Source organism: Anaerobacillus sp. MEB173 (assembly GCF_052119505.1).
Taxonomy (GTDB): domain Bacteria; phylum Bacillota; class Bacilli; order Bacillales; family JBJMAU01; genus JBJMAU01.
The window spans coordinates 708,733-729,880 of the sequence record NZ_JBJMAU010000001.1 but is presented as its reverse complement, the minus strand read 5'-3'; the positions used below and the strand labels follow the sequence as shown (position 1 = coordinate 729,880).

Below are 21,148 nucleotides of genomic sequence, written 5' to 3'. Positions count from 1 at the left end.
GCCTTTGCTATCATTTGGTTGGGGTAAAGACGATGACCGCTGGTAAGTTCCCAGTTGAATGACTTCATGAGGTACCAATAACTTAATAAAGGGAGAGAATACAATGAGTAACACAACACTTGAAATTGTAAAAAACCAAAATAAAAAGGCGAAACCAGATCCAGAAACAATTGGCTTTGGTAAGCATTTTACAGATCACATGTTCTTAATGAATTATGAAGAAGGGAAAGGCTGGTATGATCCTCGTATTGTACCTTATGGGCCAATTTCTTTAGATCCGTCTGCGAAAATTTTTCATTATGGACAAACTGTATTTGAAGGTTTAAAAGCATACCGTACAGAAGATAATCGCATCTTATTATTTCGCCCAGAGGAAAATTTCAAACGATTAAATCTGTCTAACGATCGATTAAGTATTCCTCCTGTTGATGAAGAGTTCATGTTAGAATGCTTGAATGAGCTGGTTAAGCTTGAACAGGATTGGGTGCCTGATACTGAGGGGCAATCTCTTTACATACGGCCGTTTATTATTGCGACTGAAGAGAGTCTTGTTACAGCACCGTCTAAATCCTATTTATTAATGATCATTTTATCACCTGTAGGAGCGTATTACCCAGAAGGTATTAATCCTGTTACTATTTATGTAGAAGATGAGTATAAAAGGGCTGTACGTGGCGGAACAGGTACGGCAAAAACAGGAGGAAACTACTCAGCATCGTATACAGCTCAAGAAAATGCACATCAAAAAGGGTATACACAAGTTCTTTGGTTAGATGCGATAGAGAATAAGTATATTGAAGAAGTTGGAAGTATGAACGTGTTCTTCAAAATAAATGGTGAAGTTGTCACTCCAGCCTTAAGTGGCAGTATTTTATCTGGGATTACACGAAAGTCGATTATTGAATTGCTAAAATCTTGGGATGTCCCTGTTGTTGAACAACAAATTTCTATCGAAGAGTTATACCAAGCGTATGAAAACGGTTCTTTAGAAGAAGCATTTGGAACGGGTACAGCTGCCGTTATTTCTCCAATTGGTGAATTAATTTGGAAAGAGCATAATATGGTCATTAACAACAAACAGACTGGTGCATTATCAAAAAGGGTATATGAGACTTTAACCGGGATTCAAACTGGACGAATTGAAGATCGATTTAATTGGATTAAAGAAGTAAAATAAATATTATCAAAAAAATTTAATGCAGATGTATAGAAAGGTTTGAATCTGGCCATTATAATTGGTGAGGACGCAAGCAATGTGTTCCTCACAACCCAACACCATCACTCAAGTGATGTTCAGATATACAATAGGAAGTTTCGATTTTCAAGCCTTACAATGAGGTGATAAAGTTGTACAGTGACCAGAACTTTCAAGAATGTTTCTAACAGGAATGAAATGAGGTGTCTCTGGCAAACAAATATCGATACGACCCCAAATTGTTTGTTGAATAGTGAAGCTTGAATAATGGTGACGGGAAAAGAAGAGGTGGACCCACTGCGGTTCCATCTCTTTTTTTGGTTTTTATGAAATAGGGAAGCGAAATATAAAAAAAGAGAAAGAAATCTGTAACGATTTCTTTCTCTAACCTTTCTTTAAAACGCCCAATTTCCATTACGGAAGATTGGCTCACGGTTTCCATCTTGTGTTTCACCGTCAATATTCATTTCGGCTGAACCGATCATGAAATCAACGTGAGTAATGCTTTCATTTGCACCATGCTTGCTCAATTCTTCTTTACTCATCGTTTTTCCACCTTCTAAACAGAAGGCATACGCGTTACCTAGAGCGAGATGATTTGATGCATTTTCATCGAATAACGTATTGTAGAAAATGATGTTCGCATTTGAAATAGGTGAATCATGTGGGACAAGGGCAATCTCACCAAGTCTACGGGCACCTTCATCCGTATCAAGGAGTCGCTGTAATGTTTCATAGCCTGTTTCTGCTGAAAAATCAACAACTTTCCCATTTTCAAACGTTAGTGAGAAATTATCAATCACGTTTCCGCCGTAATTTAATGGCTTCGTACTGGTAACGACACCATTAACACCATCCTTGTGAGGTGTTGTAAATACTTCTTCAGTTGGCATATTAGCCATGAAAAATGTACCATTTTCATTTTCGCTGCCAGCACCAACCCAAATATGACGATCAGGGAGGTCAACTGAAAGTTTTGTTCCTGTTGCTTCATAATGAAGTGTTTTGTATTTTTTACTGTTTAGCACATCCACTTTTTTCAGGAGGTTATCATTATGATCTTGCCAAGCTTGGACAGGATCCTCTTGATCGACACGAGTTGCTTTAAAAATAGCCTCCCATAGCAATTCTATTTGTTCATCTTCATTATTGTCAGGAAACACCTTCTTCGCCCATCCTTTTGAAGGTACTGCGATAACTGACCAACTTACTTTATCAGCTTGAATATAGCCACGGAATGCTTGCATGGCAACACCTTGAGCTTTATTGGCGTTGGCAATGCGATCTGGATTTACTCCTTTTAACAGGTCGGGATCTGCAGAGGTAATGGATAAGAAAGCAGCACCATTTTCTGCCATTTCTTCGTACCCTTTTGCTTTCCAGGTTGGGAATTCGTTAAAGGCATCATCAGGTGCCAGGTCATATTTCAAACGTGTAATTTGTTCATCATTCCATTCAACGTGAACATTTTTTGCTCCTGCTTCATACGCCTTTTTGGCTACTTGACGTACAAAGTCAGTTGCAGAAAGTGGAGCATTTACGACAAGAGTCTGCCCTTTTTGGATATTTACTCCTACTTTGACAGCAAGGTCAGCGTACTTTTCTAAATTTTGGTTAAAATTAGACATAAAAAAACTCCTTTTTATATAGGCTGTGTTAAAGTTTGATGTTGATTTTTGGCTCGTACGTGTGAATTTTTAAATTCACACGCCTTTCAGGTACTGAAAGGTAAGAATGTTAGAATGAACTTGTAAAAGAAAATTCATTTTCTTTTACAAGTTCATTCTAACATTCTTAAAAACGAGCCAAAAATCAACATCAAACTTTAACTGAGCCTTTAGTAAGTTATTCTTTTATCTTACCAATTTTTTCATATATTGAACAAGCATTAGTATGACAATCAACACGGAAATTGGCTATAGAATCTGAGAGCTACAAACAGGAAAGATTGGTATCTTTATCAAATAGTATATACTACAAGTTGTACAATAATGATTCCATGGAGGTACATTATGAGAAGTATCGCAGTATTTTGTGGTTCCCGTGCAGGGAAGAATGATACCTATAAAGAAGGGGCAATTAAACTTGGAAATTTGCTTGCTGAACAAAAAATTAAATTAATATATGGAGGATCCAGTATCGGATTAATGGGGGCAATTGCTCAAACTGTTCATGAAAATGGAGGAGAAGTAATCGGTATTATCCCACAGATATTGGTAAAAAAAGAAATTTCAAATGAAGGATTAACAGATTTAAGAGTTGTAAATTCAATGCATGAACGCAAAGCAATGATGTATGAATTGTCAGATGGTTTCATCGCTTTACCTGGCGGAATTGGAACGCTTGAAGAATTTGCTGAAGTAATTACTTGGAATGCAATAGGTGAACATAAGAAGCCTTGCGGACTTCTGAATATTGATAACTATTATGATCCGTTTATCAAACTAGCCGATCATATGGTTCAACAAGGATTTATGAGTCAGGAAATCCGTGATCTAATTTTATTAGAGGATGATCCTGCAAAGTTACTATCGAAATTTAATTTGGAACCAAACTAAATTTCGATGCGAGATCGTGGGCCACGTATTAAAGCACTTTAAATTTGCGAGATCTTACACTATAATTAGTATCGTTATGTTTATAAATGGTTAAAATTCCACCTTAGATAGGTGATTCGTTTTTTTAGCTGTTCTTGGTAGTTGGTAATAACAACTAATAATAAGGGAGATATTTAATGAACAAAGTAGGTATAATCAGTGTTGGAAAGTTTGTTCCGGAAAATATTGTTACAAATAAAGATTTAGAAGAGAGAATCGATACCACCGATGAGTGGATTCAATCGAGAACAGGAATTAAAGAAAGAAGACTGGCGACTGAGGATATAAGAACTTCTGACATGGCTTATTATTCAGCGTTAGAAGCAATTGAACAAGCAAATATTACTCCGGATATGGTCGATCTTATTGTTGTCGCAACATCAACACCCGAGTCTTCTTTCCCTTCTATCGCCTGTATGGTTCAAGATAGACTAGGTGCTAGTCGCGCATTTGCCTTCGATATGAGTGCGGCTTGTTCCGGTTTTGTCTATGCATTAGTGACGGCACAACAGTTTATTCAATCAGGCAATCATCAATATGCGTTAGTGATCGGTGCAGAAAAGTATTCTGAAATCTTAGATTGGAATGATCGAAATACGTGTGTTCTCTTTGGAGATGGGGCAGGGGCTGTTTTAATTGGACAGGTCTCTGAGGAAAAGGGGATATTAAGCTATGATTTAGGCGCAGACGGATCTGGAGGCAGTCACCTTTATGTCGATCAAGTTGTAAAGATGAAAGGTCGCGAAGTCTATAAGTTTGCCGTGAAAAAAATTGGTGAATCTGCAGTCACTGCTATTCAGAAAGCGGGCTTACAGCAGGATGATGTTGATTATCTAATTCCACATCAAGCAAATACGAGAATTATAGAAGCAGCGAGGGAGAGACTGGGGTTAGCCGAAGATAAAGTTTCGATAACTCTTGATAAATATGGAAATACTTCAGCCGCTTCAATTCCAATTTCTCTCTATGATGATCTTCAAAACAATAAAATTAAAGATGGAGATACGGTTGTATTAGTTGGGTTTGGCGGAGGACTAACCTGGGGATCCGTTGTTATAAAATGGGGAATATAGTTTAATTGGAAAATGCTCCAGTTATTTTATTAAAATAACAATAAAAAAAGCTAGGCTTCTTTCATTGTTTTTTGTATAGTTAATATAGACGCTAAAATTAATAAATGGGGTATGCAAATGCTTACGTTTTTATTATTCTGTATAGTTGCGTACATTATTGGCTCAATACCAACGGGAAAAATAATCGCCAAATTAAAGGGTATTGATATACAATCAGTTGGTACCAAAAATATTGGTGCTAGTAATATGTACTTAAGTGTAGGTAAGAAGTTGGGATTTATAGTATTAGTGGGGGACTTAGGTAAAGCGTTCTTAACGGTATTTTGCTCATTAAAATATTTTACGATTAGTCAAGCGATGATTATTGGTTTGTTTGTGCTTGTAGGAAATATTAAGTCTATTTTCTTGAATTTCACTGGTGGTAAAGGAATTGCCACGAGTCTGGGAATTTTCCTTGCAGCTGAGCCAATTGCCTTAGTGATCATGCTCGGACTGTGGATTATTGGTTTGGTATTTAAAAAATATATGCTGGTTATTGGAATTAGTGCATTTTTCTTTATTCCTTATCAATTTATAAGTAGTGGTGAGATGTTAGCAATTGTTGCAGCATTCCTTATCATATTATTTATTTTCCTTCGTCATAAGGAAAATATTGAGCTTGCAAATTCTTCTGATCAACCTTTAGAATTGAAATAAAGTACACTACATTACAGTGTACTTTTTTATTTGTTTATGGTTCACTCATGTGAGATTTGCTTCAAATGATAACAATGTTGTTTTTGAAGTATTTTTGAAGTGTTCAGAAAATTACATTGGAAAAAATTCCTGTAAAATTCTTTGAATTTGTATTATATTTCTTGATCATTTCTGTTACACTTGTCTAGATTATATTGATATAAAGGATGATGGGAGATGTTAAGCGCATTAATTATTTTTGTGGCACAGTTGATTTACGTACCTGTGTTAACATTAAGGACTATTCTTATGGTTAAGAGTATGAAAAAACAAGCTTCAGCTATGGGAATCTTAGAAGGGATTATATATGTTGGTGCGATTGCCCTTGTTTTTAGTGATCTATCAAACTATTTAAATATGATTGCCTATGCTCTGGGATTTGGGGTTGGCTTATATATTGGCGGTATAATTGAAGAGAAATTAGCAATAGGTTATGTGACAATTGAAGCCAATATTCCACGAAAGAACGTAGACCTGATTAATAAATTAAGAGAATTAGGCTTCAGTGTTTCTACAAGTGAAGTTGAAGGAATCAGTACTTCCCGTACGCTTTTATATTGTACGGCAAGAAGAGATCGTGAGAAAGAGTTCTATAAAATCATAAGTGATTACGAAGCAACTGCTTTTGTAGCCTCGTATGAACCTAGAAACTTTAAGGGTGGTTATATTACAAAGGCAATGAAGAAAAGAAGAGAACTGTTCTTAAAGAAGAAAAAGCAAGAAAATGCCGTTTAACCATATTTTTTTATAAAAGTCTGATATTATCAGGCTTTTTTTATTTTTCTTTATTTTAAATTTAAGCGATTTTCTTTAAACAGTTATCTTTTCTCTGTATACTTTAATAACACAGTAATAAATCGAACATAAATGATCTAATAATGTTAAAACTAGATAAAACTGTTAGTATTGAAAGGAGATCTTTCATGGACAAAATAACTGCAGTTTATGCTCAAGCAATTGAACATACAAAGAGAAAAGTGTACGAAGATATTGACAGTTATCTTGAAAATAAAGACACGTTACAAACGTTTGATCAATATTTAAATGATAGAGCACAATATATTGAACAAATATGGGTGAATGTATGGTTGAACAAAGTAACAAATGATGTGCCTAAAAATGAGAAAAAAAGCTTTTTACGAAGGCAGGATTATGAGGTTGAAGGGGTCGATCGTAAGCTTATTAATCGGCTTTTTAGAAATGAGATGAGAGCGTATCGGCCGTTTGATGTGGAAGGTTGGCTCAATGAAGAGTTTAGTGGTGAGGAAGATAAGTGGTCACAGCGGTATGAAAAAGCAAGAACATCCTTTTTTAAGCGGGAAGAGGAAAGAATTGAAGCTGAAAAGAAGCGAAATGTTCAACTGGTTATTCATAACGCTTCACAAAAAGTGATTGACCAAGATCGTCATCTGCTGTTTTTATCTGTTCGAAGTAAAGTTGCAAACCAATTGATATATGATCTTAACAATAATAAAAAATATCAGTATACAGACATTTATAAAATAGAAGAAAAGTTAATTGAAGAAGGTTCGTTCGATGCTGGTGACTATGTAAAAGTCTCTCAATTTTTTGAAGAGTTAACGGGTGCAGTTCATAAAACGTATGAATGGGGACAGCGTTATTTTGTTTATGAAATGTATTATGAGAAATATGAGCAATTAATCCATACATTCCTTCATGAACAGATAACAGAGAGTGTTCTCGCTACAATATCCTCAGAAGTTATCGAGCAATATGAACAGGCATGTGGAACAAGGCTTACTGGTGAAATACTGAAAGAAATGATTTCGTATGAAATAGATGATATTGCGGATGCCTTTTTTTACAGAATCCAGGATGAGTACCTTACAGATTTAATTGCTCTTTGTGAGATCCCGTTTGATGCTAAGATACATGAAGAGATCTACCGCCGGGATATAGAAAATCGTGAACGGAGAAAAGCCGAAGAACAAGCAGAAATAGAAAGAAAAAAAGCCGAGGAAGAACGGATGCTTGATGATATTTTCGGTCGGGAATACAGCCCGTCTATTGGACGTAACATTCGATACGTTCTTCATATCGGTGAGACAAATACAGGGAAAACTCATCATGCACTTGAACGGATGAAGAAAGCGAATAGTGGTTTATATTTGGCCCCACTGCGTCTATTAGCACTGGAGGTATATGATAAATTAAATTCAGATGGTATAGCATGTGGATTGAAAACAGGTGAGGAAGAGAAGGATCTCGAGACAGCAACGCATTTCTCGTGTACAGTTGAAATGTTCTATGAGAAAGATTTTTATGATGTTATTGTGATAGATGAAGCACAAATGATTGCTGATAAGGACCGCGGTTTTTCATGGTACAAAGCGATAACAAAGGCTAATGCAAAAGAAGTTCATATTATCGGGAGTTTAAATTCTGAGAATATGATACTTCAACTGCTAGGTGACTCTGATATTGAAATTAGAGAATACCATCGTGACATTCCTCTTGAGGTCGAATCGAAAGAATTTTCAATAAAACAGACACAAAAGGGTGATGCGTTAGTTTGTTTTTCACGCAGACGTGTTCTTGAAACGGCTTCTAAGTTACAAAATGACGGGCATTCCGTCAGCATGATATATGGTAGTATGCCGCCTGAAACAAGAAAAAAACAAATGAAACAATTTATTAATGGAGAAACAACTGTTGTTGTTTCAACTGATGCAATTGGGATGGGATTAAACTTACCAATTCGGAGGATTGTTTTTTTAGAAAATGAAAAATTTGATGGTACGAGAAGGCGGAGACTAACCTCACAGGAAATTAAGCAAATCGCTGGCCGTGCAGGTCGAAAAGGGATTTATAATGTTGGGAAGGTTGCTTTTACAAAGGATATTAAGTTAATGAAGCGTCTTCTTAATCAAGTGGACGAACCTGTTCATACATTTGCAATTGCACCAACAAATGCTGTATTTGAACGTTACCAGAAATATTACCGTGATTTAGGCACTTTTTTTGAACTGTGGCATAAATTTGAGAGTCCAAAAGGGACAAAAAAAGCAACGCTATCAGAGGAAAGAGAGCTTTATAATCTTATACGTGATACAGAAATTGAGGCACGGATTTCAATGATGGATCTTTATGGCTTTTTGCACCTGCCATTTTCAACGAAAGAACCTGAATTAATTAAACAATGGCGAGATACGATGGTGGCTATTGTGAGAGGCAAGGTGCTCCCAGAGCCAGAGGTGATAAGAGAGAGTCTTGAAGATCTTGAACTTTCGTATAAGGCGATAGGGCTGCATTTATTGTTTTTATATCGATTGGATCGTCGAACAGAAGCAATCTATTGGGAACGTTTACGAGAAAAGCTAAGTGATGAGATTCACGAATTATTAAAAACAGATGTGGGTAACTTCACCAAAAAGTGTAAGCACTGCGAGAAAAGTCTTCCGTGGGATTACCGTTATTCCATTTGCGACCGGTGTTATTATATGCGCCATCGCAGAAAACAGTATGCACATTATGATGATGATTAATACGAAATTTAGTTGGAGGGGATGTCTCATAAATGACAGCCCCTTCTTTATTTGTATTGGAGTGATTCCAACGATAAACTAGGCATTTAATTTTCGTTTCGTGAATACCTTTGTATAGGAACATCAAGGCATATAACAGGAGGGGTAGGTTGTGCAAATTCATGTTGTCTCCCCGGGAGATTCCTTATGGGCAATTTCTCAAACCTATAATGTCCCATATCAAACGATTAGTGAGGCAAATCAGCTTCCTAATCCGGAACAATTAGTTGTTGGTCAGGCTATTGTTATCCCAATATGGGGACGTTTTCATTGGCTGATGCCTGGAGAAAATCTCTATCAGCTTAGTCAACGATATCAGGTTCCGCTTGAACATTTAATGACGATGAATCACATTTATACTCCACAGAATCTCCCAATCGGCTACCGCGTGTATATTCCAGAAAATCAATATCGTCAAAAGCCATCAGTAGACGTTGGAGCTTATGTTGATTTAAATATTACAGGGGAAGAGTCTCCGCAAGTTGTTGATCAAGTTGGCGAGCATTTGACGTTTCTGCAAGTATTCAGTTATGAATTAAATGCTGATGGGACATTGACCCCACTTAATGATCAGACCATTATAAATAGTGCCTACGCAGATCAAGTTGTACCGTTAATGGTGATTACAAATATTGAGGAAGGGGGATTTAGCACAGAAGTTGCTACTACAGTACTAGCGAGTGAAGAATTGCAAAACCGGTTATTAGATGAAGCGATTGCGATTATGGAGCAAAAGGGTTATTTGGGATTAGATTTTGATTTGGAATATTTAGGTGCAGAGAATCGTGAACGGTATAATCAATTAATGAGAAAGGCCAGACAAAGGCTTGATGAGAAGAATTATTTTCTTTCAAGTGCTCTTGCACCACAGGTGGAACCAGGGATGACTGGTGTCTTGTATGAGGGACATGATTATGCTGCACACGGAGAAATTGCCGACTTTGTCTTTCTTATGACGTATGAGTGGGGATGGACTGGAGGGCCGCCAATGGCCGTTGCTCCGTTAAGTCAAGTAAGACGTGTCATTGAATATGCAGCATCAGTAATGCCAAATGATAAAATTATGATGGGAATTCCGCTATACGGTTATGATTGGACGTTGCCGTTTGTGGAAGGAGAATCAAGAGCAAAAGCAATTGATCATCAGGAAGCGATTGAATTAGCTGCCAGATACAATGCAAGAATCGAGTATGATACAGAGGCACAATCACCACATTTTACGTATTATGACGAACAAGGTCGAGAACATAAGGTGTGGTTTGAGGATGCTAGGAGTATTCAAGCGAAGTTTGATCTTGTGAAGGAATTTGGCTTGCGAGGCTTCTATTACTGGGTTTTAGGATGGGAGTTTCCTCAAAATTGGCTGTTAATTGAAGATAATTTTAATGTAAATAAACGTATTTAGCCCTTCTTTATATGAAGGGTTTTTTTTGTTTTTTTTTGCACAAAATGTGGTAAACTGTTGTTTAGATGAATTACATACTATTTTTGAAAAGGAGATGGAGAACTATATGAAGAATGTACTTATTTTCGGTCATAAAAACCCTGATACTGACACAATTACTTCGGCAATCGTATATGCTGATTTAAAAAACAAAATTGGTGTAAATGCTGAGGCTGTACGATTAGGTGAAGTAAACGGTGAAACACAATTTGTATTGGATTATTTTAAAAAGGAAGCTCCACGCTTAATCCAATCTGCTGTTAGTGATGCTGATGGAGTTATCTTAGTCGATCATAACGAACGTCAACAAAGTGCGGATGATATTGAAAAAGTACGTATTTTTGAAGTGATTGATCACCATCGTATTGCAAACTTTGAGACGAGTGATCCTTTGTATTGCCGCATTGAGCCAGTAGGTTGTACGGCAACGATCTTAAATAAGCTGTATAAAGAAAATGGTGTTGAAATTGAAAAAGAAATTGCCGGTTTAATGTTATCAGCGATCATTTCTGATACATTACTGTTTAAATCACCAACATGCACTGACGAAGACGTTGCAGCAGCGAAAGAACTAGCAGCGATTGCTGATGTGAATGCTGAAGAATATGGTTTAGAGATGTTAAAAGCCGGTACAAACCTTGGTGATAAGTCAGAAAGTGAACTTATTTCACTAGATGCAAAAGAATTCCAAATGGGGAATTCAAAGGTTGAAATAGCCCAGGTAAATGCAATCGATACGAATGAAGTGCTCGCTCGTCAAGCAGAGCTTGAAGCAACAATTTCAAAGGTAATTGATGATAAAGAATTAGACTTATTCTTACTTGTAGTTACTGATATTTTAAACAGTGATTCTATTGCTTTAGCACTTGGTAAATCAACAAATGCTGTAGAAAAAGCATACAATGTGACACTTGAAAACAATACAGCAACACTTAAAGGTGTTGTATCACGTAAGAAGCAAATTGTTCCTGTCTTAACAGATACGTTCAACCAAATGGAAAGCGTGAACTAAATAATGTATAGAAAGGTCAATCAGGAAAAACTGATTGACCTTTTTTAAAGTAGCGGGGCCATTCGGTAAAATACATAAAATAATAATTTATGTTAAAATAGATGTGTCAATTTGTGGGAAAAAGGGGTCTTTGATGTGGAAAGTCAAAATCAGCGAGTGTTAATTATTACTTCTGTTTCAGCAGAAAGAGATGCGGTAATGCGAGGACTAGAAGCCACAAGTCGGTTTGATGTGCTCGTGTCAGGGGTAGGAATTGCAGCAGCAGCAGCAACAACAGCAACTGCACTAGCAACTAAGAAGTATAATTTAGTGATTAGTGCTGGAATTGGTGGTGGATTTGTAGGACAAGCTGAAATAGGTTCCGTTGTAGTGGCTGATGAAATAATTTGCGCTGATATGGGTGCAGAGAGCAAAGAGGGCTTTATAAGCTTGGACGAGCTGGGTTTCGGTTCAACTCATATCAAAGTCGATCAAGGTTTAGCAGCGAATGTGAGTGAAGCACTTACTAGCGCACAGATACAAGTAATGACAGGATCAGTACTTACTGTATCGACTGTAACAGGTACGAAAAAACGTGCTGATGAATTACGCTCACGAATACATAATGCAACCGTCGAAGCGATGGAGGGATTTGGTGTCGCTACTGCAGCACAGTTACATAAGATACCAGTTCTTGAAATTCGGACCGTTTCTAATGTTGTAGGCCCGCGTGATCGAGAATCATGGAAAATTAAAGAAGCCCTACAAATATTAGAACAATCATTTTCAGTAATAGAGGAGGTTCTGTAAATGAAAATTGCATTTTCACCATGCCCAAATGACACATTTGTATTTCATGCTTGGGCGCATGGACTTATACCTGGAGCACCTAAATTAGATATAACCTATGCAGATATAGATATTACGAATGGATTAGCAGTGAGTGGAGAGGGACCGGATGTTCTCAAAATTTCTTACGCTGCACTTCCATGGGCATTATCAGACTATGCATTATTACCTTGTGGAGGAGCGCTTGGAAGAGGTTGTGGCCCATTAGTCTTAACAAAAACAAAAAGTAATGATCCAACCGGTCTTACTGGGAAACGAGTAGCAGTTCCAAGTGAACGTTCAACCGCCTATTTATTGTTTAGACTATGGGCATCCCAGCAAGTTCCAGGCGGAGTCGGTGAAATCGTGGTCATGCCTTTCCATGAAATTATGCCTGCAGTACGGGATGGGAAGATTGATGCTGGACTTGTTATTCATGAGGCGCGTTTCACATACCCTGATTTTGGCTTACATCTTCTTGCTGATTTAGGAAGCTGGTGGGAAGCGGATACGAATTTACTGATTCCTTTAGGAGCAATCATTGCTAAACGTTCACTCGATCTAGAGGAAATTACTGGTTGGATTCGCCAATCCGTTCAGTATGCGTGGGATCATCCGAAAGTCTCAGAGGAATACATTCTCCACCATGCCCAAGAAATGTCACTTGAAGTTGCTCAAGCTCATATTAATCTGTACGTGAATGACTTCACCTTAAATTTAGGTGATGAGGGATATGAAGCTGTATTTGCCCTTCTTAATCGTGCTGCTGAAGAAGGACTAGTGCCAAAGGTCGATTATGAGAAGCTGAAGGCAAGAGCAAGTAATTAATATTACACAAAAACACTTGGATTATTTTTTCCAAGTGTTTTTGTGAGGGAAAAGGGGAATTAGAAGTATCTTATCGGATTTTCATGCTAAAGAAAGTTTAAATTCTTACTGATTCACCTGATACTTTCCATTGTTTTCTCCATCCTGCTTGAACAAAATATAGTAACCCCAATGCTAGTAAAGCAATCGCTGAAAATGTGATGAATCCACTAGCATATGTACCAGTGAGGTCTTTTAATGTTCCTAAAATATTTGGTAAGAAGAATCCACCGATACCTCCTGCAGCTCCGACAATTCCTGTTACCATCCCGATTTCTTTTTGAAACCTTTGCGGAACTAATTGAAAGATGGCTCCATTTCCCATACCTAGAAATCCCATTCCAACAAAGAGGAATACAGTAACTAAGGCAATCGGAGGTAATAGGCTGACACCGAACATGCAAATGGCAACACCAATAAATAAAAACTGTAATAATCTAACCCCGCCAATTTTATCTGAAATCATACCCCCAACTGGTCGAAGGAAGCTGCCGGCGGCAACGACAATTGTAACAAATTCTCCTGCTCTAATACCCGAGACGTTATACTGAGTAACAAAGAAGTAGCTCAAGAAGCTGGAAAGACCAACAAAACCACCGAAAGTCACACTATATAATAGACAGAAGTACCATGTATCTTTTTCTTTAAAGACACTGAAATATTCCTTAATTGTTTTTGGTGCAGGTTGATTTGGCGGCTCTTTTACAAGGAATATATACGTAATTAATACGAGAGATAATGGAATAAGTGCTAATCCGAAAACGCCATTCCATCCTAGTGATTCCGCTATACGAGGTCCAAATAATGTTGCAAATAATGTGCCGCTATTTCCAGCACCAGCTATTCCCATCGCTAAACCTTGAAGGTGAGGAGGATACCAACGGCTAGCTAATGGGAGGGCAGCAGCAAAGCTTGCTCCAGCAACACCTAACAAAATACCGATCATATAAAGTTCGGTCACCGTAAACCCGAATAACCATCCCCATGCTAATGGAACCATTGTGACAAGCATGCCACCAATTCCTGTTTTTTTCGGACCAAAACGATCGGTTAGAATCCCGATAACAATCCGGAAAAATGAACCTGCAAGAATCGGAATTGCAACAATTAAACCAACTTGTGAAGCTGTTAAATTAAAATCAGCTGTAAGATAAACCCCTAGGGCGCCTAATAGTACCCATATCATAAAACTTACATCAAAGTACAAAAAAGATGAAACTAACGAAGGCGTGTGTCCACTTTTTCTTAAGTCAGATAACTTCATAATCACCACTCCATTTAATATGTTATGAGCATATTATTACAGGAAGGCACAAAAACATCATCGACTTTGTAAGTTAAGTTAACAGTATTTCTATTAAACCACTGCCACATAAATGATAAAATAGCCGTTATTTCGGTAATGGCTCTATTACATTAGGAACTTTTCGTGGGTCGTAATTGATGACATCTGACGAATGAACAGTTACAATAACCATTCCGTGATACATGAACGCTCTGATAAGGATGGGTTGATTGTGAGAGTTTCTGAAAATGAAATCAGGCCCATACCAACTGACAGTTGCGTCCCGACCTGGTGGAACATAGGGCACCCTTTTACTGTGGGAATATCGTTCCAAAATTTCAACACCAGCTTTATCAACCGCATTAAATAAGGTGGACGATACCTGGCATATTCCTCCGCCAACACCTTGGTATACTTTTCCTTTAATAATAACAGGAGCAGGTAAATACCCTTTTTCTTTCGTTCGATTCCCTAATACTTTATTAAAGGAGAACGTCTCGCCAGGAAAAACGACCTGATTATTAATGGCTTCAACCGCTAATAAGATGTTGTTCGCCCTCATTTTATTTCGGCTGTTAAAATAGGTGACATATTCACCTATCTTTTGGGTGCGAATATTTGCGAGTATTTCTCGATCAACTTTTGGATAAAGAATTAACTTCGGGACTTCAATCGTTGCGGAACCATTTTTAAAAAAGGAGTGGAAGAATACCTCTGTAAAAGCCTCACGATTTAATTTATAACCAACCTGCTCATCAACGATATGGTTATTTTTATCAATAAATGCATTGACAGGTTTCTCATATACTTGGTGATCTAATGTATCCACAAATTCGTTATATTTTTCATTATTTATCATTGGTTCACTAAGATATGGAAGTGTGAATTCTTCCCTAGACACACTGGCAATCGTTTTTCCTTGTTCCGTTACGATAAGTTGATCTGTATTGATAGTGATTTGAAAGATAAGTATGAATAATGTTAGTAATTGATACCTCATAACTAGCCACCTCAACAATTAGTATAAGTAGGAGGACATTATTTCATGTGATACATAGAAATATTCATTTAAAGAAAAATAGTAGCAAGACTGTAAAAGGAGAACATGAGATGATTAAGAACCTTCAAAAACGATTAGTAATATTTCTATTTTCCTTCATACTTGCTCTAATAAATCATCAGGCAGGATATGCAATTGACAATATCAGTTGTAAAAATAAGCTTGACCAGTTATTGACTGAACAGCATAACTTAAAAGGATCAATTGCCAGTATTAGTGTTCGATCAGCAAGTGATGGAAGGATCATTTACGATCATAATGCTGATGTAAGGGTCAGGCCGGCATCAAACATAAAGCTATTGACGGCCGCTGCAGCACTTTCATCATTAGGGGAGGATTATTCATTTCAGACGGAAGTATTAAGTGATGGCGAGAAAAGATGGAAAGTCCATTTTGGTGACGTCTACTTAAAAGGGGGAGGTGATCCGACTCTGATAAAATCAAGCTTTGATGAATTAGCAAAACAACTTCGCAAAAGCGGCATAAAAGTTATCCGTGGCAATCTAATCGGTGATGACTCTAGGTACGATGATATTCGTTATTCGATAGATTTACCATGGAGTGATGAAACAATGGATTATGGAGGACCGGTCTCGGCTTTGACAGCTTCTATAAGCAGTGAAACAGAAGCAGGGTCGGTAGTAATCACCGTACAAGGAGGAAATAAAATTGGTGAGCGATCCATCGTAACGGTTGAACCGACAACAAACTACATAACCATTGATAATCAAACAAAAACAGTCGGAGTAGACGAGGAAAAAGTACTGACGATTCAACGAAAGCATGGTACGAATAAAGTTGTAGTCAGTGGAACAATCCCGATACAATCAATGGAAAAAGAACCGATCGCAGTATGGGAGCCAACTGGCTATGCCCTAGATTTGTTTTACCAGGCCCTTGTTGAACAGGGTATAAAAGTTAGTGGCAAGAAAAAAATAGGAAAAGCACCGGATAATGTTCACGTTTTAGCATCGATTACCTCCCGCCCGTTAGCCGATATTCTTATCCCGTTTATGAAATTTAGTCACAATACGTATGGGGAAATGTTGACAAAAGAAATGGGGAAGGTTGTCTTCGGTGAAGGCAGTTGGGAAAGAGGACTCGCGGTTATTCAGGCAGAATTAATGTCGCTTGGAGTCAACACAAAAACCATTGTTTTAAGAGATGGATCGGGAATTTCTCATGTCAATTTAATCCCGGCAAATGAGATAACAAAGCTTTTATATGCAGTTCAACAAGAGAATTGGTTTGCAAGCTATCGTCAATTATTACCTTGTGGTGGTGAAAGCGAATTATTTTTAGGTGGAACATTAAAAAGTCGTTTCAAAGAGCCACATCTAAAAGGAAAAATAAAGGCAAAAACTGGTACAATTTCTACTGTAAGCTCATTATCAGGCTTTGTAGAGACGAAAAGTGGTGAAACGGTTATTTTTTCAATATTACTAAATAATTTACTAGATGGTGCAAAAGGAAAGGAGATCGAGGATCACATTGTACGCATGTTAGCAGCTTTATGATAGTACGTAAAAAACTGAGGATTTAAACTAATTCAGTCTTTCTTATGTATGAAGGAGAATGGGTCTTCATCCTCGCTTCTTTGTAAGCTCTTGTAAGGGAAGGATAATACTTTCATCTAATAACATAATTTTTGAGCTATGTTTATAATGTTCATCAAAACTAATGAGTAATTCATGATAAAAACTAACGAGTAGTCGAACTGTTTCAACGTTCTCTTTTGAAAAAAGTCCTGAACGATTGATGAGAACATTTTCATATTTTTCAACCATTTTTCTCGTTCTCTTCACAACTTTTGAAGCATCGCGCATCCGATAAATATCGTTTAATTGTTCGATGAACGTAAACATGTCCTGTCTCATGTAATGCGAGAGCTTTCGATTCAAATTCTGAACATTATGTGGAACATTATCGAAAATGAAATGTTCTAACATAATAAAATCAGATTTTAATGGCTGATTCAAAAAGTTTAGGTAGATCTTTAACGTATTATAAGCATCATACATTGGGTTATGTTTTGCACCTGTAAATTCCAGATCATATAACTGTAATGCATTTTCAACAGAAAGATTGTTTCGGGCAACTCGGCGTTTAAAGATCGCTTGAAAATCAACATACCGTTTTTCGATCTTTATAATCGTTTTTTCAGGAATATGATGTTTATTTGCATCAATTTTTAATCTGGATAAATCACTGGTAGACCAGGAAAAGAACCTCGACTTTTTTATCCCGCCCACCCACGTTAGAAATTCCTCAAAAACATCATTAAACTGCTGGGCATTCGTTAAATGATGATCTTCAATTCCTGTTAAGTTTTTACAAAAATCAGTGAGTGGCTGTTGTTTTGTTGGCTTAATGTAACGGTCAAAGTATGAGATAGTACTTGTGTCTAAATTATATTTGACGGCACCTAAGCGAATAGCTTCCATATCTGCAAAAGGCATTCCTCTATTTGAGCATATCATTTCAAAATCAAAGAAGATAAATTGATTTAAATAGGCCATATTACCCCCTCCTTTCTCGTCATGTCATTATAACGGATATTTATGCAATACGGAATGACCAATAATTTCTAGTGTTTTCTTTTTAATTTTTAATTGTTAATAGATTCTTTATTTACATAAATCTTCCGAGTTTTGCTGGGCAATTATTGCAAATAATATTGATTGTGATAATAAAAAATAATTGGGAGTTGATTTCGCTGGAAAACCAATGTTTTTACTGCAATCAAGAAATTGAAGAAAACAAAATGTACAGTGCTCCTTTTATTCAGGAAAATGATCATGTTGAGAAACCGCTTTGTGAACATTGCTATGATGATTGGCTGATTGGAATGAAAGGGTAAATAGTGAAGTGTAGAACGTATAAAGAACCGTATCGACAAGTATCGATGCGGTCTTTTTTTATTTAAGCAGTGTATAATTTTTTCTTTGAAGATAAAAATAAGAGATGATTTTCAATGGTAATCTAGGAGGTATTTAGTAGTTTTGGAAATGTTTATTATTATGATTGCCCCAATCATCGTTGTTCTTGTTTCACTCATCATTTTCTTTATATGGGGTGTAAAAGGAAAAGAAACCTATAAGTAATTTGAGATAATGATTTAGGGGGATTAGAAAATTGGAATTTGATACGTTACTGTTGAGTCGATTGCTTACGTTTCTTACGTTAGCTTTTCATATTATTTTTGCAACTATTGGAGTCGGTCTGCCAATCTACATATGTCTCACTGAGTTAATAGGGATAAAAAGAAAAGACCCACACTACAACCTGTTAGCGAGAAGATGGGCGAGAGGCTATACAATCCTTGTTGCTGTAGGTGTTGTAACAGGGACGATTATCGGGCTGCAATTATCATTGTTATGGCCAAGCTTTATGCAAAAAGCTGGTCATTTAATAGGTCTACCACTTTTCTTGGAAACATTCGCCTTTTTCTTTGAAGCGATTTTTTTAGGGATCTATTTATATACATGGGATCGTTTTTCAAATCCGTTTTTTCATTGGCTTTTATCGATTCCTGTTGTTATAGGGTCTTCTGCATCAGCCTTTTTCATTTCGACAGTTAATGCCTTTATGAATACACCGAGAGGATTTGTCATAGAGAATGGGAATTTCTTAAATGTACAACCATTAGTCGCGATGTTTAATCCTGCTACCCCGACAAAGGTAGCCCATGTATTAACAACAGCCTATTTAACAACGGGATTTGTCTTAGCGAGTGTAACGGCGTATTTCCTTTTAAGAGGGAAAAGTCATGTTTACTATAAAAAAGCGTTACATATTTGTATGATCGGTTGTTTGGTATTTTCGTTTTTTACAGTGTTAAATGGTGACTTTGCTGGTAAATTTCTAGCTAAATATCAGCCGGAAAAACTAGCGGCTGCCGAATGGCATTTTGAAACAGAGACACATGCAAAGTTACTACTTGGCGGGATATTAGATCCAGATACGTTAGAAGTAAAGTATGGGATTGGTATACCTGCAGCACTTAGTATTTTAGCTTTTAATGTACCAAGTGCTGAGGTAATCGGCTTAAACGATTTTCCTAGAGATTTATGGCCGCCGCTCTATATACATTATTTCTTTAACATTATGATTTTTACAGGCATGCTGTTAGCAGCTGTATCAGTTATCTATTTTGTATGTCATTATGTAAAACGATTAAATCAGCATCATCCTTGGCTTTTACGTTTTATTTTTATCGGTGGTCCGCTAGCGATGTTGGCGATTGAGTCTGGTTGGATTATGACTGAAGTTGGCAGACAGCCATGGATTTTAGTCGGGTACATGTTGACAGCGGATGGTGTGACTACAGCGGGAGAAGTATTTGAAATGCTTATCTTATTCTTATCGTTATACTTAGCTTTAGCTATTTTGGTTCCAGTTATTTTAGTTCGACTTTTCTCTAAAAAATCAGCAGAAACCGAACTTGAAAAGAGAGGTATTATACTGTAGAAAAGAGTTGGTTAGATGACAGTGGAAATGATAGGGATTTCCGTCTTATGGGTCTTTTTGTATGGTTATTTAATTATAGCGTCAATTGATTTTGGTGCTGGCTTTTATTCGTTTTACGCCAAAGTGACAGATAAACAACATAATATTCGCGTTGTTATTGATCGCTATTTATCACCGGTTTGGGAAGTGACAAATGTCTTTCTTGTCTTCTTTTTTGTTGGGTTGATCGGTTTTTTTCCTGATACTGCCTATTATTATGGCACAGCATTACTTGTTCCAGGAAGTATTGCCCTCGTTTTGCTGTCGATCCGTGGATCATTTTATGCATTTGCAAATTATGGAGCGAGAGAGAACAATATGTATTTATTGTTGTACGGTTTATCGGGGTTATTTATTCCGGCATCGTTGTCAATTGTGTTAACCATTTCTGAAGGAGGATTTATCGTCCAAAAAGGCGATAGCGTCACTTTGTTACTAGGTCAGCTTCTTGTGAGCCCTTATTCATGGATTGTAGTTTTATTAGCTATCGTAAGTGTATTGTTTATCAGTGCTAGTTTTTTAACGTATTACGCGGATCGGGCAGAGGATAATGATGCGTTCTTGTTAATGCGTAGGTTTACTTTGATTTGGAGCGGACCAACAATCTTATTGAGTTTCTTAGTTTTTTTGACATTAAGTACCCATAACCCTGAACATTTTAGAGCAATGCTAGATGAAAGTTGGTATTTCATTGCTTCATTAATTTTTTTCTTAGCCGCGGTATCGTTAATTTATAAAAGAAAGTATTTAGGGATGTCGTTTATATTTGTTGCCTTTCAATTTGGTTTTGCATTCTTTGGCTATGGATATACCCATTTGCCGTATATCCTATATCCCATATTAACAATTTATGGTAGTATCACAGGGCCTGAGATGGGGATTTCGTTAATTATTGCATTTATAAGTGGACTTGTTCTTCTTATTCCATCTTTGTACTTGTTATTTAAATTGTTTATTTTAAATGCTGAATATACGAAAGGTGATACAACGAAAACATGAGCTGTTACGTGTTACTTTCC

18 protein-coding genes are annotated in these 21,148 nt (G+C 36.9%); 14 read left to right on the top strand and 4 right to left on the bottom strand.

Translation table 11 applies throughout. The annotated features are described in order from the left end of the window. Window positions 1–103: 103 nt before the first annotated feature. Window positions 104–1,177: a branched-chain amino acid aminotransferase gene (locus ACJ2A9_RS03625; protein ID WP_441420232.1), complete on the top strand. Its 1,074-nt coding sequence runs from the start codon at window positions 104–106 to the stop codon at window positions 1,175–1,177. Between the two features lie 413 nt (window positions 1,178–1,590). Here ACJ2A9_RS03625 and ACJ2A9_RS03620 read toward each other — a convergent pair whose 3' ends face one another. Further along, a complete protein-coding gene (locus ACJ2A9_RS03620; RefSeq protein WP_441420231.1) occupies window positions 1,591–2,823 on the bottom strand; it encodes an aminopeptidase in 1,233 nt (410 codons plus the stop codon). Between the two features lie 384 nt (window positions 2,824–3,207). Between ACJ2A9_RS03620 and ACJ2A9_RS03615 the strand changes: the two genes are divergently transcribed. The 9 genes from ACJ2A9_RS03615 (at window position 3,208) to ACJ2A9_RS03575 (ending at window position 13,236) form a co-directional block, all read left to right on the top strand. After that, window positions 3,208–3,753, top strand: a complete 546-nt coding sequence (locus ACJ2A9_RS03615) for a TIGR00730 family Rossman fold protein (protein WP_441420230.1) — start codon at window positions 3,208–3,210, stop codon at window positions 3,751–3,753. A 176-nt stretch (window positions 3,754–3,929) separates the two neighbouring features. Beyond that, window positions 3,930–4,865 (top strand): beta-ketoacyl-ACP synthase III, encoded by a 936-nt coding sequence (locus tag ACJ2A9_RS03610; protein ID WP_441420229.1) that lies wholly within the window; start codon window positions 3,930–3,932, stop codon window positions 4,863–4,865. Window positions 4,866–4,982: 117 nt separating this feature from the next. Continuing rightward, window positions 4,983–5,561 carry a glycerol-3-phosphate acyltransferase gene (locus ACJ2A9_RS03605; protein WP_441420228.1) on the top strand — a complete coding sequence of 193 codons (579 nt, stop codon included), beginning with the start codon at window positions 4,983–4,985 and terminating at the stop codon, window positions 5,559–5,561. Window positions 5,562–5,777: 216 nt separating this feature from the next. After that, window positions 5,778–6,335 (top strand): DUF2179 domain-containing protein, encoded by a 558-nt coding sequence (locus tag ACJ2A9_RS03600; protein WP_441420227.1) that lies wholly within the window; start codon window positions 5,778–5,780, stop codon window positions 6,333–6,335. Between the two features lie 188 nt (window positions 6,336–6,523). Then, entirely contained in the window at window positions 6,524–9,106 is a 2,583-nt protein-coding gene (locus ACJ2A9_RS03595; RefSeq protein WP_441420226.1) for a helicase-related protein, read from the top strand. 151 nt (window positions 9,107–9,257) lie between these two features. Next, a complete protein-coding gene (locus tag ACJ2A9_RS03590) occupies window positions 9,258–10,550 on the top strand; it encodes a glycosyl hydrolase family 18 protein (RefSeq protein WP_441420225.1) in 1,293 nt (430 codons plus the stop codon). Between the two features lie 106 nt (window positions 10,551–10,656). Then, window positions 10,657–11,601, top strand: coding sequence for a manganese-dependent inorganic pyrophosphatase (locus ACJ2A9_RS03585; protein ID WP_441420224.1), 945 nt, complete (start codon window positions 10,657–10,659; stop codon window positions 11,599–11,601). Window positions 11,602–11,736: 135 nt separating this feature from the next. Next, complete coding sequence (locus tag ACJ2A9_RS03580; RefSeq protein WP_441420223.1) at window positions 11,737–12,390, top strand: futalosine hydrolase; 654 nt, start codon at window positions 11,737–11,739, stop codon at window positions 12,388–12,390. After that, a complete protein-coding gene (locus ACJ2A9_RS03575) occupies window positions 12,391–13,236 on the top strand; it encodes a 1,4-dihydroxy-6-naphthoate synthase (protein WP_441420222.1) in 846 nt (281 codons plus the stop codon). 97 nt (window positions 13,237–13,333) lie between these two features. Here the strand turns inward: ACJ2A9_RS03575 and ACJ2A9_RS03570 are convergent, their stop codons facing one another. Both ACJ2A9_RS03570 and ACJ2A9_RS03565 read right to left on the bottom strand, forming a co-directional pair. Then, the gene (locus tag ACJ2A9_RS03570; RefSeq protein WP_441420221.1) at window positions 13,334–14,539 is read right to left on the bottom strand and encodes an MFS transporter; all 1,206 of its coding nucleotides are present in this window, start codon (window positions 14,537–14,539) and stop codon (window positions 13,334–13,336) included. Between the two features lie 127 nt (window positions 14,540–14,666). Continuing rightward, window positions 14,667–15,560: a VanW family protein gene (locus ACJ2A9_RS03565; RefSeq protein ID WP_441420220.1), complete on the bottom strand. Its 894-nt coding sequence runs from the start codon at window positions 15,558–15,560 to the stop codon at window positions 14,667–14,669. A 113-nt stretch (window positions 15,561–15,673) separates the two neighbouring features. Here ACJ2A9_RS03565 and dacB point away from each other — a divergent pair, with 113 nt between their 5' ends. Next, the gene (gene dacB / locus ACJ2A9_RS03560) at window positions 15,674–17,137 is read left to right on the top strand and encodes a D-alanyl-D-alanine carboxypeptidase/D-alanyl-D-alanine endopeptidase (RefSeq protein WP_441420397.1); all 1,464 of its coding nucleotides are present in this window, start codon (window positions 15,674–15,676) and stop codon (window positions 17,135–17,137) included. Window positions 17,138–17,203: 66 nt separating this feature from the next. On the opposite strand, the gene ACJ2A9_RS03555 is transcribed toward dacB, so the two are convergent. Then, window positions 17,204–18,139 (bottom strand): 3'-5' exonuclease, encoded by a 936-nt coding sequence (locus ACJ2A9_RS03555; protein ID WP_441420219.1) that lies wholly within the window; start codon window positions 18,137–18,139, stop codon window positions 17,204–17,206. A 489-nt stretch (window positions 18,140–18,628) separates the two neighbouring features. Here ACJ2A9_RS03555 and cydS point away from each other — a divergent pair, with 489 nt between their 5' ends. From cydS to ACJ2A9_RS03540, 3 genes are read left to right on the top strand one after another with little or no spacing between them, the layout of a single operon-like run. Next, window positions 18,629–18,724, top strand: coding sequence for a cytochrome bd oxidase small subunit CydS (cydS, locus tag ACJ2A9_RS03550; RefSeq protein ID WP_441420396.1), 96 nt, complete (start codon window positions 18,629–18,631; stop codon window positions 18,722–18,724). A gap of 31 nt (window positions 18,725–18,755) precedes the next feature. After that, window positions 18,756–20,090, top strand: a complete 1,335-nt coding sequence (locus ACJ2A9_RS03545; RefSeq protein WP_441420218.1) for a cytochrome ubiquinol oxidase subunit I — start codon at window positions 18,756–18,758, stop codon at window positions 20,088–20,090. 15 nt (window positions 20,091–20,105) lie between these two features. Next, window positions 20,106–21,128 carry a cytochrome d ubiquinol oxidase subunit II gene (locus ACJ2A9_RS03540; protein WP_441420217.1) on the top strand — a complete coding sequence of 341 codons (1,023 nt, stop codon included), beginning with the start codon at window positions 20,106–20,108 and terminating at the stop codon, window positions 21,126–21,128. Window positions 21,129–21,148 lie beyond the last annotated feature (20 nt).